This is a genomic window from Nereida sp., assembly GCF_965655635.1.
GTDB lineage: Bacteria > Pseudomonadota > Alphaproteobacteria > Rhodobacterales > Rhodobacteraceae > Nereida.
Map to the genome: position 1 here is coordinate 37,402 of NZ_CBFHHE010000013.1, position 14,981 is coordinate 52,382.

General features: G+C 55.0%; 15 protein-coding genes. 4 read left to right on the forward strand and 11 right to left on the reverse strand.

Features of this window, described 5'->3' with window-relative positions:
* Window positions 1–36: 36 nt before the first annotated feature.
* From ACTF5M_RS06160 to trpS, 7 genes are all read right to left on the reverse strand, one after another.
* Window positions 37–1,032 (reverse strand): BMP family lipoprotein, encoded by a 996-nt coding sequence (locus tag ACTF5M_RS06160; RefSeq protein WP_438960179.1) that lies wholly within the window; start codon window positions 1,030–1,032, stop codon window positions 37–39.
* A gap of 200 nt (window positions 1,033–1,232) precedes the next feature.
* On the reverse strand, window positions 1,233–1,682 hold the full coding sequence (locus tag ACTF5M_RS06165; protein WP_438960180.1) for a GNAT family N-acetyltransferase: 450 nt from the start codon (window positions 1,680–1,682) through the stop codon (window positions 1,233–1,235).
* Between the two features lie 3 nt (window positions 1,683–1,685).
* A complete protein-coding gene (tsaB, locus tag ACTF5M_RS06170; protein ID WP_438960181.1) occupies window positions 1,686–2,270 on the reverse strand; it encodes a tRNA (adenosine(37)-N6)-threonylcarbamoyltransferase complex dimerization subunit type 1 TsaB in 585 nt (194 codons plus the stop codon).
* Entirely contained in the window at window positions 2,267–2,827 is a 561-nt protein-coding gene (locus ACTF5M_RS06175; protein WP_048599260.1) for a NifU family protein, read from the reverse strand. Before ACTF5M_RS06175 ends, tsaB begins: the two co-directional genes overlap by 4 nt.
* Before the next feature lie 78 nt (window positions 2,828–2,905).
* Window positions 2,906–3,361 carry a universal stress protein gene (locus tag ACTF5M_RS06180; protein WP_438960182.1) on the reverse strand — a complete coding sequence of 152 codons (456 nt, stop codon included), beginning with the start codon at window positions 3,359–3,361 and terminating at the stop codon, window positions 2,906–2,908.
* 77 nt (window positions 3,362–3,438) lie between these two features.
* Entirely contained in the window at window positions 3,439–3,645 is a 207-nt protein-coding gene (locus ACTF5M_RS06185; protein ID WP_438960183.1) for a TIGR03643 family protein, read from the reverse strand.
* Between the two features lie 49 nt (window positions 3,646–3,694).
* Window positions 3,695–4,714 (reverse strand): tryptophan--tRNA ligase, encoded by a 1,020-nt coding sequence (trpS, locus tag ACTF5M_RS06190; protein ID WP_438960184.1) that lies wholly within the window; start codon window positions 4,712–4,714, stop codon window positions 3,695–3,697.
* Window positions 4,715–4,789: 75 nt separating this feature from the next.
* On the opposite strand from trpS, the gene ACTF5M_RS06195 reads away from it, so the two are divergent.
* Entirely contained in the window at window positions 4,790–5,467 is a 678-nt protein-coding gene (locus ACTF5M_RS06195) for a rhomboid family intramembrane serine protease (RefSeq protein ID WP_438960185.1), read from the forward strand.
* A gap of 1 nt (window position 5,468) precedes the next feature.
* Here the strand turns inward: ACTF5M_RS06195 and murJ are convergent, their stop codons facing one another.
* Genes murJ through ACTF5M_RS06210 form a run of 3 tightly spaced genes read right to left on the reverse strand, consistent with a single transcriptional unit; the run spans window position 5,469 to window position 10,967 of the window.
* Window positions 5,469–7,007: a murein biosynthesis integral membrane protein MurJ gene (gene murJ, locus ACTF5M_RS06200; protein WP_438960186.1), complete on the reverse strand. Its 1,539-nt coding sequence runs from the start codon at window positions 7,005–7,007 to the stop codon at window positions 5,469–5,471.
* On the reverse strand, window positions 7,004–9,817 hold the full coding sequence (locus tag ACTF5M_RS06205) for a [protein-PII] uridylyltransferase (RefSeq protein WP_438960187.1): 2,814 nt from the start codon (window positions 9,815–9,817) through the stop codon (window positions 7,004–7,006). Before ACTF5M_RS06205 ends, murJ begins: the two co-directional genes overlap by 4 nt.
* Window positions 9,777–10,967, reverse strand: coding sequence for a penicillin-binding protein activator (locus ACTF5M_RS06210; RefSeq protein WP_438960188.1), 1,191 nt, complete (start codon window positions 10,965–10,967; stop codon window positions 9,777–9,779). The genes ACTF5M_RS06205 and ACTF5M_RS06210 overlap by 41 nt, the downstream gene beginning before the upstream one ends.
* Before the next feature lie 82 nt (window positions 10,968–11,049).
* On the opposite strand from ACTF5M_RS06210, the gene rsmI reads away from it, so the two are divergent.
* The 3 genes from rsmI (at window position 11,050) to gshB (ending at window position 13,396) form a co-directional block, all read left to right on the forward strand.
* On the forward strand, window positions 11,050–11,925 hold the full coding sequence (gene rsmI / locus ACTF5M_RS06215) for a 16S rRNA (cytidine(1402)-2'-O)-methyltransferase (RefSeq protein WP_438960189.1): 876 nt from the start codon (window positions 11,050–11,052) through the stop codon (window positions 11,923–11,925).
* Window positions 11,926–11,973: 48 nt separating this feature from the next.
* Window positions 11,974–12,378 (forward strand): YraN family protein, encoded by a 405-nt coding sequence (locus tag ACTF5M_RS06220; RefSeq protein ID WP_438960190.1) that lies wholly within the window; start codon window positions 11,974–11,976, stop codon window positions 12,376–12,378.
* Between the two features lie 76 nt (window positions 12,379–12,454).
* On the forward strand, window positions 12,455–13,396 hold the full coding sequence (gshB, locus tag ACTF5M_RS06225; protein ID WP_438960191.1) for a glutathione synthase: 942 nt from the start codon (window positions 12,455–12,457) through the stop codon (window positions 13,394–13,396).
* 13 nt (window positions 13,397–13,409) lie between these two features.
* On the opposite strand, the gene ACTF5M_RS06230 is transcribed toward gshB, so the two are convergent.
* Complete coding sequence (locus ACTF5M_RS06230) at window positions 13,410–14,918, reverse strand: YifB family Mg chelatase-like AAA ATPase (RefSeq protein ID WP_438960192.1); 1,509 nt, start codon at window positions 14,916–14,918, stop codon at window positions 13,410–13,412.
* Window positions 14,919–14,981 lie beyond the last annotated feature (63 nt).

Consider the following 14,981-nt stretch of genomic DNA (forward strand, 5'->3'; position numbering starts at 1 on the left):
AGATTGTCCTCCGCGCGGCCCGATGGGTGTTACGTCTTAGAAGTCCAGCGCAGGGCAGGATTCGTCTGACATGTAGTCATGTACTTTGATGTCGCCGCTGATGATTTTGTCAGCCGCTGCATATGTTTCAGACAGCATCGCGTATGTTACGAGGGCTTCGTTGTTCTCATCAAGCGCAACGCCAACACCGCGGTTTGACAGGTCCATGACATTGAAGCCTGTTTCCATGTCTGTGCCGTCAAGCATGGCTTTGTAGACAGCATTATCCACGCGCTTGAGCATTGATGTAAGAACTTTTCCTGGGTGCAGGTAGTTTTGGTTGCTGTCCACGCCGATAGACAAGATGCCTTCGTCAGCCGCTGTCTGTAGAACACCAAGACCGGTGCCGCCTGCCGCTGCATAAACAACGTCAGAACCTTGGCTGATTTGCGCTTTGGTCAGTTCGGAACCTTTCACCGGATCATTCCAGGCAGCGCCGGTTGTGCCGGTCATGTTGGAGATCACTGTGATGTCAGCGTTTGCTGCTTTTGCGCCTTGTGCATAGCCACACGCAAAGCGGCGGATCAGTGGAATGTCCATGCCACCAATGAATGAAACTGTGCCAGTTTCAGATGCGTTCGCCGCCATGATGCCCGCAAGGTATGAACCTTCGTGCTCGTTGAATACAACAGAGCGAACGTTTGGCTGGTCTACAACCATGTCGATGATCGCGAACTTTGTATCAGGATAATCAGGTGCAACTTCGCTCAGCGCTGAGCCGAACGCAAAACCTGCCATGACGATTGGGTTAGCACCGGATTCCGCAAAGCGGCGCAGAGCTTGCTCACGCTGTGCGTCTGACTGCAATTCGATCTCTTTGAATGTGCCACCAGTTTCTTCGGCCCAACGTGATGCACCATTGAACGCAGCTTCGTTGAATGATTTGTCGAACTTGCCGCCCAAATCGAAGATGATCGCAGGATCAGCAACAGCAGCAGTTGCGGTCAGAGCAAGACCAGTTGCGGCGCTCATCAGTTTCGTCATGATTGTCATGAGTATCTCCCCAAGGATTTCTAAATCGAGACGAGGCACGCCAAATCGCAGATTTGATTGTCGCCCTCGCAGAGCGCAGGTCATGCCGAATTGGTAGCCTACACCCTTGTGGGCGACAGTAAGCGGCAGGGCGCGCGGGGGGTCAAGTGCGATTCATATTTCCGTAACGTGTAGGCGCAGTAAGCGCATAAAAATGTGCGTTAAATTGGCAATTTGCGCTGCATTACGATAGCATCGAGCGCTTCACCACCAGATGTTGGGGTGTAATAGGCTTTGCGGCGACCAACTTGATGATAGCCGAGGCTTTCATACAGCGCCAACGCACCTAGATTCGGTGCAGCCACTTCAAGAAATATCTGCACTGCGCTGCGTGTTTGTAAGTGGGAATGAAGGCTGTCCATCACGGCTTTGGCGCGACCTTGTCGTTGGTGATCCGGATGGGTCGCGATGGTCAATAGTTCCGCCTCATCTGCGATGATCCGAGAAAGGGCAAAGCACTGCGCGCCGCCGACCACAAAACAACTTGGGCTTTGAAGCAGTTCAGAAAACTCACGCACTGACCAAGGGCGGGTTAGCTCAAAAGCCGCGGCGTGCGTTTGGGCCATGGCCTGTGGCGTAAGTTGGCTTTGGGGGGGTGCCGTCTTCGTCATTGCCTATGCCAAAATGCGCGGGGGCGTGTCTCGTGAGGGGGCGGCGTCCGCTGGGCGCATATAAAATGGCTTCGGCGGAGCGTCTTGGGGCGATTTTTCGGCGGCAAGCTTTGCGATGGCCACAGCAATTTGATGTGTTGCAGTTTGCGCTGTAACGATTGCGATACCGTCAGGGTTCGCGCTTGCGGCATCGGTGAAAAATGGTTCTGTTGAATTTGTGTCAAAGCGCTGGGCGTAGACGTTACCGCGCTTTGCATCCACAAGCGACACAACTGGCTGCGGGGCATCAAGTGCGTAGGCTTCAAGCGTTGTCACACCAATTGCCGGAACTCCAAGGGACAGCGCCAAACCGCGCGCTGCAGAAACGGAAATGCGAATGCCCGTAAAGTTCCCGGGCCCTGTGCCCACGCCAATACGGGTGATGTCGGCATAGCTCGCGCCGGCCTTTGTAAGCGCGTCCTCAATCTTGGGGAAAAGCTGCTCGGCTTGGCCTTTTGCCATTTCGTCAAACGAGGCGGCACAAACAGTATCGCCGTCCAAAACACAGACGGCGATATGTGGGCCAGAGGTGTCAAACGCGAGGATCACGCGGCGACGGGGCGCACTTCGATCACCTCGGGGATGTAGTGGCGCAACAAGTTCTCAATGCCCATTTTGAGCGTTAGCGTGGACGATGGGCATCCCGCGCAGGCACCTTGCATGTGCAAATATACGATGCCGCGGTCAAAGCCGTGAAACGTAATATCACCACCGTCCTGAGCAACTGCCGGACGAACGCGCGTGTCGAGAAGTTCTTTAATCTGGCCGACAATCTCGCCGTCTTCGCCGGTGTGTTCCGCGTGACCAGACGAGGTGTTTTCGCCTTCCATAACGGGTTGGCCTGACTGGAAATGCTCCATGATCGCGCCAAGAAGGGCTGGCTTCAGGTGATCCCATTCGGCGTCATCCGCTTTGGTTACTGTTACAAAGTCCAGACCAAAGAACACCGCCGTTACGCCTTGCACTGCGAAAAGACGCGTGGCCAGCGGCGATGAGGCCGCAGCTTCTGGGGTCGTGAAATCTGCCGTACCCATGTCCAGCACTTCTTGTCCTGGAAGGAACTTCAATGTGGCGGGGTTTGGCGTGGACTCGGTTTGAATGAACATCGGAAAGGTCTCCTTTGCATCAAATATGCGATCGCTACGCCATTTAGTCAATAGTTTAGAATGGTTCTAAAACGTAATTTAGGTGATCGCTTCCAGCTTTTCTTTACTGATGTCGCCGGGAACAATTGTCATTGGCACGGGAAGCGCACCTGCGTTTTTGGTCATTTGCGTGACGATCGGGCCGGGGCCCTTTTTGTCTGTAGCCGCGCCCAATACCAAAATGCCGACTTCTGGATCATCCATAATCTGCTGTACGATCTCCTCGGACGGGCGGCCTTCACGGATCACCAATTCTGGCTCAATCGAAAGTTTGTCGCGCATCCATTTGGCATAGACCTCAAAATGCACTTCGATCCGCTCGCGGGCTTCGGCGCGCATAATGTCTGCAACACCGATCCAGTGGTTGAACTCTTCTGGTGGAATGACCGAGAGGATTTCTACGCCGCCACCAGTTTTGGACGCACGCATGGCCGCAAACCGCATCGCGTTGAGGCATTCGCGGCTGTCGTCCAAGACAACTAGGAACTTACGCATAATCTTTCCCCTCCCTCGGGATGCTAACCGATGCGATCATGACCGCAGTGCACGGCGCTGGCAATCGAAAGATGTGACTATTTGTAATGCGCGCGCCTATCACCAAAGGTGCGCACCCTTTTTCGCCACGTGCGGTAGCTTGACGTTTTGAGGTTTGAGCGCATCAAGGCTTTGACCTCTTTGTCCTTCAGACCGTATTCGCGTTCAATATCGGCGAATGCAGTGTGATCGGAGAGGGCCATTTCAATGATGGCGCTGATGTCGGCTTCAGAAATGTCTGTCATGCAGCCAGACATAACGCGCCTGTTCCATGTGCCAAGGGTATGGCGTGCGTTAGCGGACCATCCCTACAATTTCGAGTGTTTTTGCAAGAATTGGCGCTGCGATCTCGCGGCCCCGTTCCGCACCACGAGCCAGAATGCGGTCGATCTCGGCTTGGTCTTCCATCAAGCGTGACATTTCAGTCCCGATGGGGGCAAGTTTTTCAACAGCCAGATCAGCCAGCACAGGCTTGAACGTGCCAAATTGAGAGCCAGCATGCTGGTCCAGCACTTGCTGTGGGGTGATTTCGGCAAAAGCGGCGTAGATGTTCACAAGATTGCGCGCATCTAGGCGCTCGTCCAACCCATCAAGCGCTTCGGGAAGCGGTTCGGGATCTGTTTTGGCTTTGCGGATCTTTTTGGCAATCGCGTCGGCGGTGTCTGTCATATTGATCCGGCTCAGATCAGACGGATCAGACTTTGACATTTTCTTGGTGCCATCGCGCAATGACATCACACGGGTGGCCGCGCCTTCAATCACCGGTTCGGTGATTGGGAAAAAGTCGACGCCGTAGTCGTGGTTAAACTTGGCGGCAATGTCGCGTGTCAGTTCAAGGTGTTGTTTTTGATCTTCGCCCACGGGCACATGTGTGGCGTGATAAACCAAAATATCTGCGGCCATCAGGGCAGGGTAGGCAAACAACCCAAGCGAGGCTTGTTCTGCGTTTTTGCCCGCTTTGTCTTTCCACTGGGTCATGCGCCCCATCCAGCCCATGCGCGCCACGCAGTTGAAAATCCACCCCAGTTGCGCGTGCTCGGGGACTTGGGATTGGTTGAACAAAACAGATTTCTCGGGATCGATGCCACTGGCGATGAAGCCTGCGCAAAGTTCGCGTGTGTTATGAGCAAGATCTTTAGGGTCTTGGGCCACAGTGATCGCGTGCAGATCGACCATGCAGTAAATCGTTTCGTGGGTGCCGGCGTTTTGCATGTCCACAAAGCGTTTCATCGCGCCAAGGTAGTTGCCAAGGGTCAACCCACCAGATGGCTGGATGCCGGAAAAGACGCGTGGGGTGAACTGTGACGTGCTCATGACTGACATTCCATCTGGTGCAAAACTGTCGCAGCGATTACCTATGAGACAGCAATCCGTCAAGGAGCCGACAAGATGAACCAACAACCCGTTGTCCACCCTCTGCACCCCGTTGTGCTTTTGCTTAGTGCGGGATTTGTGATCCCCGAGTTGATGTTTGCGCTTGGGGGGACTGGTTTTGTAGGTGGCCCCGAGGCGTCAGGTTGGCGGCTGGCTGCGATCCAAGACTACGGCTTTTACGGTCAGATCATAGATGATGGTATTGAGCGGGGAATTTGGACGCTGGACCGATTGAAGCGGTTTCTGACCTACCCCTTCGTGCACCTTTCCATGACGCAGGCCCTTTTTGCGGGGGTGTTCGTGTTGGCGCTTGGCAAATCTGTGTCCGATGCGTTTGGCGGTGTTGCGGCGTTTTTGGTGTTCTTCGTCTCGTCCATCGTGGGTGCTTTGGCTTTTGGGTTGGCATTTGACGATCCGTCGCCGCTGGTGGGGGGCTATCCCGGTGCGTACGGTCTTATTGGCGCGTTCACGTATTTGTTGGCCGCACAGCTCGCGGCGCGCGGCGAACCGCAAGTGCGCGCGTTCATGTTGATAGGTTTCTTGCTGGGCATTCAGTTGCTTTTTGCTTTGTTGTTCGGATCTAATAGCACCTGGATCGCCGACGCAGTCGGCTTTGCGGCAGGCTTTTTGCTCAGTGGAATTGTTCGTCCCGGTGGCTGGGCTGGAATTGTGGCGCGCATTCGCCGCAACTGATTTATCTGCGCAGCGCCTGTCGGAAATCCTGCATTTTGAAGGCGCCTAAAATCTGCCCTGCAACGCCGTACACGACCATTCCTGTGGCACAAAGCGCAAGCAGCCCAAGTCCGCGCCACGGGCTGTTATAAAGGAGCGGTGTTAGCATGCTTGCAACGCCCCATAGGCTGGCTCCCATGATGCCTGAGGCCGCCATGATCCGCGGCAGGCGTGTTTTGAAGCGGGCGTCAAAATGGGCCGCATCGCCCATGGGTTTGGTCTTAATCCATAGCAGTGCCGCCATGCCCCATCCCGCCAGAGACGTGCCCCACGCGGCGGCTGTAAACCCGATAAGCGGCGAAAGCCCCACCGCCACCACGGCATTGATGACCAGTGAAACCAGCGCAAAATAGAACGGTCGCTTTGTGTCGTGGCGGGCAAAGAAAAGCGGCTGCAGCGTTTTTTGAAGCACAAACGCAGGAAGCCCAAGTCCGTAGATTGCCACAGCCCACGCGGTTGCTTGGGCATCAGTGAAAGCAAAGGCGCCGCGTTGAAAGAGCACACTGATCAGCGGCAGTGGAATGACGATAAGTGCGACTGATGCGGGAACTGTCAGCGCAAGGCTTAGTTCTGTTGCGCGGTTGAACGCATCACGGCCACCAATGGTATCATTGGCCTCAAGTTTGCGGCTGAGGTCCGGCAAAAGCACTACACCGATGGCAATGGCAACAACGCCGAGGGGCAGCTGATAAAGGCGGTCTGCGTAATTTAGCCACGCGATTGCGCCGTCAAATTGGCTGGCAATCTGCCGCCCGATCAAAAGGTTGATCTGCACTACACCGCCAGCAAGCATCGCGGGCCCCATGACCAGCATTAGCCGCTTTAGTTCAGGCGTCATGCGCGGTCTTGCGGGTGTTATCTTAAAGCCAGCTCGTGCAGCGGCGCTCCAGACCAAAGCGAATTGTGCGATGCCCGCAATGGGCACGGCCCACCCCAATGTAAGCCCCATGTCCCAGCCCATCTGATAGGCCAACATCAGCGCTGCGATGAAAACAACGTTCAGCAACGCAGGTGCTGCGGCTGCCGCTACAAAACGGCCTGTTGCGTTAAGCACCCCTGACAAAAGGGCGGCCAACGAAATGAAGATGATGTAGGCAAAAGCAATACGCCCAAAGCTTACCGCAAGATCAAAGCGGGCGTCGCCTGCAAACCCCGCGGCCATGGCGTAAACAAGCGCGGGCATTGCAAACAGGGCCACCACGGTCAGTCCGGTCAATACCGCGGCCAGCCCCGTGAACGCATCACGGGCGAAAGGCAGGGCGCCGTCATTCGCTTCGAGTTTTTTGGAAAACATGGGCACGAATGCCATGTTAAACGCCCCTTCGGCAAAGAAACGGCGGAACATGTTAGGCAGTGAAAATGCTATTAAGAATGCTTCGGCCACAGGGCCCGCACCCAGAAAAGCTGCGATGGTGATGTCGCGCACAAACCCCAAAATGCGGCTGAGCAACGTCCACCCCCCCACGGTGAGCATGCCTGAGATGAGACGGATGCGTTTCATGCCTCGGCTGCACGCTCCACGCCGCTCTCAATGGCGTCGCGCAAATTCCGTTCAAGACTTTTTTGTTTGCTCTCAGAGTAGAACTTAAGGCCGAACATATCTTTGACGTAGAAGGCATCCACGACCTGTTCGCCGTAGGTGGCGATGATCGCGCTGCCGATGTTGATGTTGGCGGCTGCCAGCGCGCGGGTCAGATCATGAAGTAGGCCCGGACGGTCACGGGTGTCGACCTCGATAATTGTATAAATGTCCGAGCCATCGTTGTCGAAAGTGATTGTTGTCGGCACGCGGAATGCTTTTTCGCGTTTCTTGATTTTGTCTTTTGGCGCGAGCGCGTCGCGGGTGATGACCTCGCCACGCAGGGTTTTGCCTATCATCTGTTCAAGGCGGGGCAGGCGGCTGGCCTCAAAGGGGGCCTCATCGGCGTCTTGCACCCAAAAAGCGGCTGTCGCGTAGCCGTCTTTGGTGGTGAACGTCCGCGCGTCCACAATGTTTGCGCCCACCAAGGCCAATGCGCCTGAAATGCGGCTGAAAATGCCTGGGTGATCGGCCATGACACAAACCGCGCGGGTGGCGTCGCGGTCCTCATCCATGGTCAGTTTGACGCGAATATCCGTGTCACCAATGCCGCGCAACAGATGCGCCACATCAACGTGAGCTGTCACATGCAAGCCTTGCCAATACGGAGGGTAGTGCCGGTTTGTCTCAACCCGAAGATCCTTTGTGCCCCAATCTGGAAGTGCCGCGCGCAACGCCTTTTTCGCCTCTGCACCGCGGGTTTCACGGTTCAGCGCCTCCATGCCGCCCTCAAGGGCGCGGCGGGTCTGGCGGTAAAGCGCGCGCAACAGCGAGGCTTTCCAGTTGTTCCATGTGTCTGGGCCCACGCCCCGAATGTCACACACAGTGACAAGCAACAACAAATCCAGCCGCCCAACAGATTTCACCGTTTTGGCAAAGTCGCGCACTGTACGCGGATCAGCAATATCGCGTTTTTGTGCCGTGTCTGACATCAGCAAGTGGTAGCGCACCAGCCACTCGACGGTTTCACATTCTGATTTGCTCAGCCCCAAACGTGGGCAGACTTTTCGCGCGATTTGTGCACCAAGGATTGAGTGGTCCTCGGGGCGTCCTTTGCCGATGTCGTGCAGCAATAGTGCTACGTAAAGTACCTTACGGTTGATGCCGCTTTGAATGATGTCAGACGCCACGGGTAGGTCTTCAACCAGCTCACCTTTTTCAATGCGGTGTAGATGGCTGATCGTTTGGATGGTGTGCTCATCAACCGTGTAGCTGTGATACATATTGAATTGCATCATCGCGACGATCGGCTCAAACTCTGGAATGAACGCGGAAAGCACCCCAAGCTCGTTCATGCGCCGCAGCGAGCGTTCGGGATTGTCGTGTTTGAGAAGCAAGTCAAGAAAGATGCGCTTGGCCTCAGGGGTACTGCGCAAGTTATTATCGACCAGTGGAATGTTGGCTGCCAAAATCCGCATCGCGTTGGGATGGATCAAAGTGCCCGTGCGCAGTGCTTCTTCAAAGATACGCAGCATATTCACGGGCGTCTCAACGAATACCTCTGGGTCAGGCACCGTGATGCGGTTTTGATCAATTGCAAAAGGCGCGCGCACCCGTGGTTTGCGTTTAAAGATACGCATCAACATGGGTTCAGATTTGAGGTGGTCGTTCTCAAGAGCCGTTAAGAATATGCGGGTTAGCTCACCAACAGAAGTGGCGTGACGGAAGTAGGCCTGCATGAAATGTTCAACGCCGCGACGCCCCGAATGGTCGGTGTAGCCCATGGCATCAGCCACCTCGACTTGCATATCAAACGTCAGCTGATCCACGGGGCGTGAAGCTACCAAATGCAGATGGCACCGCGTTGCCCATAAAAAGTCTTCTGCACGAAGGAAAGTCTCGAACTCGTCATCGGTGAAAACGCCAAGCTCAACAAGGTTGCCGGGGTCATCAACGCCGTGCAGGTATTTGTTCATCCAAAAGAGCGATTGTAGATCGCGCAGACCGCCTTTGCCCTCTTTTACATTTGGCTCAACCATGTAGCGCTGTCCGCCTTGCTTGCGGTGCCGCTCGGCGCGTTCCTCAAGTTTGGCTTCAATGAACTCGGACGCCGTGGACTGAAACAGGTCAGTCCAAAGTTGGTCGCGTAATTCATCGCCCAACGTCTGATCACCGCAGATATAGCGTTGCTCAACAAGCGAGGTACGGATGGTGAAATCTTCGCGGCCAAGTCTGATGCAGTCCGCAATGGTCCGGCTGGCTTGGCCAACTTTCAGACGCAAATCCCATAGCATGTAGAGCATGGATTCAATCGTGCTCTCGGCCCAAGCCGTGATTTTTGTGGGGGTTAGAAACAGCAAATCCACATCTGAATGTGGTGCCATTTCTGCGCGGCCATAGCCACCCAGGGCAATAACGGCAAGGCGCTCACCTTTGGTGGGATTGGTATTGCGGTGCAGATACGTCTCGGCAACCCAATGCACTGTGCGTACAAGTCCGTCCGTCAAAAATGCATAGGCCGATGTTGCGGGGCGCGCGTGGGTTGGTTCCGCCAGAAAGGCCTCTTTGATAACTGCGCGGCCCTTGGCATTTGCGTCTTTGAGATAGTCTACTGTTGCGGCACGAATGGCTTTTGCATCCGCACAGTCGTCAAGGATGCGGGTCAGATCGTCTTGGGCTGCTGCTTGATCGAAAACGACAAAGGCCGGTGCCACAAGGGGCTCCGGACCTTCGTGTTCAAAATCGTCGGCGTCAGAAACCAGCGCCGCTGAAGTTTTTGGGAGCTGGGTCAAGGATTGCCACCTGATTGTTTTCAATTTTCGCGACAGCAAGGCCGCGCTCGTTTGTGCCGTCGGGCAGAAGGCGGAAGATGCCCTGGGTGCCGACAAATCCCGATTGGCGGGTAAGACTTGGTGAAGTCAGCGCGTCAGAGCGCCCTTGGGTCAAAAGTGCGCCGATTGCAGCAATGCCGTCATAGGACAGACCTGCGATGGGGTGCGGGCGTTCGGAATATTCCGCTTGATAGCGGGCGGCAAAGTTGCGCTCAAGCGCCTGGTCGGGCAGTGTGAACACACCACCCTGCAGGCCTGGCAGGGCAAGGGATTGCGGCTGTGAACTCCAACGTGTCAGTCCCATCAGCTGAATATCCATCCCAAGGCCACGCTCGGGCAGGGCTGTCATCAAGAACGGCAAGTCGGACTCAGGACCCGCCGTCACAAACAACGTATCGGCGCCGGTTTCCTTGACTGTCGCGCTGATGCGGCGGGCGGCGTTGTTGATGCCGTCTTGGCTGAACGGATAGCTTTCAACGCCCGTAATCGTGGCGCCATTGCGATTTGACGCACTGATGATGGCGTCTCGGCCAACTTGCCCAGCGAGTTCGTCTGCGTGGGCGATCAAGATATTGGTTTTGCCAATTTGACGGCCATAATTTACCAGACGGTTCGCTGTATTCTCAAATGTTGGCCCCAAAATAAATAGGTTACCACCGGCGATTGATGCGTTGTTAGAGAAGGCCAAGACATTTGTGTTTGTGCCAGCGATGGCCACTGCCGCCGCGTTTGCAGCCTCTGCATAGAGTGGCCCAAGGATAATTTTGGCACCATCATTTACGGCAGCGATCGCGGCGTTTGAGGCCTGCTGCGGGGTACCTGCCGTATCGTAAATGCGTAGGTCAATCTTGGCATTGGTCTGATCTGCGATGGCAAGACGCGCGGCGTTTTCAAGGTTGCGTGCCAAAAGTGCATCGCTTTCGCGACCTGACCCGTTTGGCACCAATAGCGCGATCTGGACCGTTTTGTTTGGGTTCACGCTTTGCCCTGACAGGCCGCCCACAGAAGTTGCGTTGCAAGCGGCAAGGGCAAGCAGCGCGGCTGCCCCCACAAAGCGCAGTGCTGCGCGGCGCGGGTTGAAAGTGATACGATTGCGTGTACGCGTAACCATGGTAAACCAAAACTCCCTCGTGGTGGGCCAACCTTCGGACCCTTGCTGCGTATCATAGATATATCACTAGGCGGGTCTAGGCATGAATCATTCCCAAGTTCACCGTGTTGAGCGTTTGGCGGCGGGCCTTTATTTTGTGGCTACTCCAATTGGTACGGCGCGTGATATTACTTTGCGGGCGCTTGATATACTGGCCTCTGCTGATGTGATTGCAGCGGAAGACACGCGAAACACACGTAAATTGATGGATATTCACGGGATCGCGCTCGGGGATCGCCAGCTTGTGTCTTATCATGATCATAACGGGGAAAAGGTACGCCCGAAATTGATTGCTGCGATTGAGGCGGGCAAATCTGTGGCCTATGCGTCTGATGCGGGAACGCCTTTGGTGGCTGATCCGGGTTATGGATTGATGCGTGGTGCGATTGAGGCGGATGTTTTGGTTACCTCTGCGCCTGGACCGTCTGCGGTGCTTGCGGCGCTTACGGTTGCAGGTTTGCCGAATGATCGTTTCACATTTGCTGGTTTTGTACCGAATGCGAAGGGGGCGCGGCGCGCGTTCCTGTCGGGCATTGCGAAAAGTGATGGGACAATGATCGTTTTCGAAAGCCCCAAACGCATTAAGGCAATGTTAGATGATTTGAGCGATATCGTAGAACCAGAACGCCAGGTAGCTGTTGCAAGAGAGTTAACCAAAAGGTTCGAAGAGGTTTTGCGCGGGACTGTATCTGAGGTACAAGAGCTGGCAGAAGGGCGTACGTTCAAGGGTGAAATGGTGGTTATGCTAGACAAAGCGCCCGCCGGCTCGGCAACAGATGAAGATGTTGAGGCGGCTTTGAGGGATGCTTTGGCCGAACATTCGGTAAAAGACGCCGCAGCAATCGTTGCGGATATGTATGGCAGACCTAAGCGTGAGATTTACCAACAAGCGTTAGTTTTGCATAAGGCTGCGAACTGAGTGAAGCGAGTTTCTGTTATAGCGGTGTTAGAGAGTAAGGATTTTTAAATGTCAGAACTGGTTATTGAACGTCCTACGGCTGTTACTGCCAAGCAGCGCAGGGGCCAAACATCTTACCACGCAGGTCTTGCCGCAGAAGAGACCGCCGCACGACATTATCGGCGCGCTGGCAAAACGATATTGCAGCAAAGATATCGTGGCCGTGCAGGTGAAATCGATTTGGTTGTGCGCGACGCGGATGAGTTGGTTTTTGTCGAAGTTAAGAAAAGCAAAACACACGCACAAGCAGCGCAGCGCCTCTCGCGCCGTCAAATGGACCGTATTTGTAGAGCCGCGCTGGAATATGTGGGCTCTGAGCCGACGGGTCTGTTGACCCCAATGCGCCTTGCCGTGGCATTGGTGGATCAATACGGCGCAATCGATGTGATCGAAAATGCTTTTGGCGGGTATTGATCGGCTCCGTCCTTGTGCCCATTGCCTTACCAGCATCTGTGCCCCATGTATGGCGCAGTGAGTAAAGGAACGCCCCATGAGCTTGAAAATTGCTTTTCAGATGGACCCAATTGGCCCAATCGACATTGATGCTGACAGCACGTTTCGCATCGCCGAAGAGGCGCAATTGCGCGGGCACAAACTATTTTATTACACGCCCGATATGCTTGCGTACCAAGAGGGCCGGATCACTGCCACCGGCTGGCCACTCACCGTAAAACGCGAAAAGGGAAACCACTTCAGCTTAGGCGAAAAAACCGAAGTTGATCTTGCAGATATGGATGTGGTTTGGCTGCGCCAAGATCCGCCTTTTGACATGGGGTATATCACAACGACCCACCTGCTAGACCGCATTCATCCGGAGACGCTTGTGGTTAACGATCCTTTTTGGGTGAGAAACTATCCCGAAAAGCTGTTGGTTTTGGATTTCCCCGACCTCACGCCTCCAACCACTGTCGCTCGTGATTTGGAGACGATTAAGTCGTTCAAAGCGAAACATGGTACCGTTATCCTCAAGCCTCTTTACGGGAATGGTGGCGCCGGTGTGTTCAAGCTGACCGAAGCAGACAACAACATTACTTCTTTGCACGAGCTTTTTAGCGGCATTAATCGCGAGCCGCTCATCGTGCAGAAATTTTTACCTGACGTTTCCAATGGCGATAAACGCGTGATCCTTGTGGACGGTGAGCCCGTAGGTGCGATTAACCGCGTACCTGCTAAAGGCGAAACCCGCAGCAACATGCACGTAGGCGGCCGACCTGAAAAAGTAGCGCTGACGGCGCGGGATATTGAGATTTGTGAGCGTATTGGGCCGCTTTTGCGCGAAAAGGGACAGGTTTTTGTCGGTATCGATGTGATTGGTGACTATTTGACCGAAATCAACGTGACGTCTCCGACGGGCATTCAGGAATTGGAACTGTTTGACGGAACCAACGTTGCAGAGAAAATTTGGCAAGCAGTTGAAGCCAAGCGTGCCTGACTAGCCTTCCGCTTTACGGCGCGAAGCCTGCCATCCGAAAGCCAAGTGCCTCGGCGATGTGATGTTGGCCAATCTTTTCACAGCCGTCAAGATCCGCAATTGTTCGCGCCACGCGCAGGACGCGGTGGTACCTACGGGCGCTAAGCCCAAACCGATCTGCGGCGCGCAACAACAACGCGCGTCCGTCGGGACAAGGTGTAGATATTTCCTCCAATGTGGCGCCGTCTACATCAGCATTTACGCGAAATTCGGATCCCGCAAAGCGAGCAGTTTGAATGTCGCGCGCGACTTTTACACGTGCTGCAACGACAGCCGAGCTTTCACCGGCGGACGGCGTATCAAGATCTTGCAACCGGACAGGTGGTAAATCAACGCGTAAGTCAAATCTGTCCAACAGGGGGGCCGATAGTTTGCCCAAATAATCGTCCCCGCATCTTGGCGCTTTGGCGCATGCGCGCGCGGCATCTGAAAGATAGCCACATCGACAGGGGTTTGCAGCAGCGAGCAATATGAATTTGCAGGGATAGCGCACATGGGCGTTTGCGCGTGCGACCATCACCTCGCCTGTTTCCAGGGGCTGTCGTAGTGTTTCCAGTACAGATCGTGAAAACTCTGGTAACTCATCCAAGAACAAAACGCCGTTGTGGGCCAAAGAGATTTGGCCAGGTTTTGCGCCGCGTCCGCCTCCAACGATTGCCGGTTTTGAAGCCGTATGATGCGGGTCACAAAAGGGTCCTTGCCGCGAAATTCCGCCCTCGCGCAAAAGACCCGCAAGCGACTGGATCATTGATGTCTCAAGGGCTTCTGTGGGCGAAAGTAGCGGCAGAATGGATGGCATGCGCGCGGCCAGCATAGATTTTCCAGACCCCGGTGTGCCGACCAGTAATAAATTGTGGCGTCCTGCTGCCGCGATTTCGAGTGCGCGTTTTGCGTGTTCCTGTCCTTTGACTTCGGCCAAGTCTTTTGGGTGCGCTGGGCTGGAGACTTCGCCGGGGTGGGCGGGTTCAATAATGCTTTGCCCGGTCAGGTGCCGCAGTGTTTCGTTTAACGAAGATGGGGCGATGACTTTTGCGCCTCCAACCCAAGCCGCTTCTGCTCCGTATGGTGCAGGGCAGATGAATGTGCGTTCGTGCTCAGCGGCTGTCATCGCTGCGGGTAAGGCCCCCGATACAGCAATCAAGCTACCGTCGAGGGATAATTCGCCAATGGAAACAATAGCTTCAGCTGTATCGTCGGTAATAATTCCAATGGCGGTTAGTAGGGCGATGGCGATGGGCAGGTCTAAATGAGAGCCCTCTTTGGGCAGGTCAGCGGGTGACAAGTTGATGGTGATCTTGCGCGATGGCAGCGCAATGGCCAGTTCGGCAAGTGCGGAGCGGACGCGTTCTTTGGCTTCGGAAACGGCTTTATCTGGCAGTCCAACAACGGAGAATGACGGCATGCCGGCCGTCACAGCGCATTGCACTTCAACGAGCTGCCCTTCGACACCTTCAAATGCAACCGTGTAGGTGCGCGCAACCATTTCTTTACCGTTATACTTGTTAACCAATGCGCACCACGTACCGGCAGCGCGCTTATGTTTTAG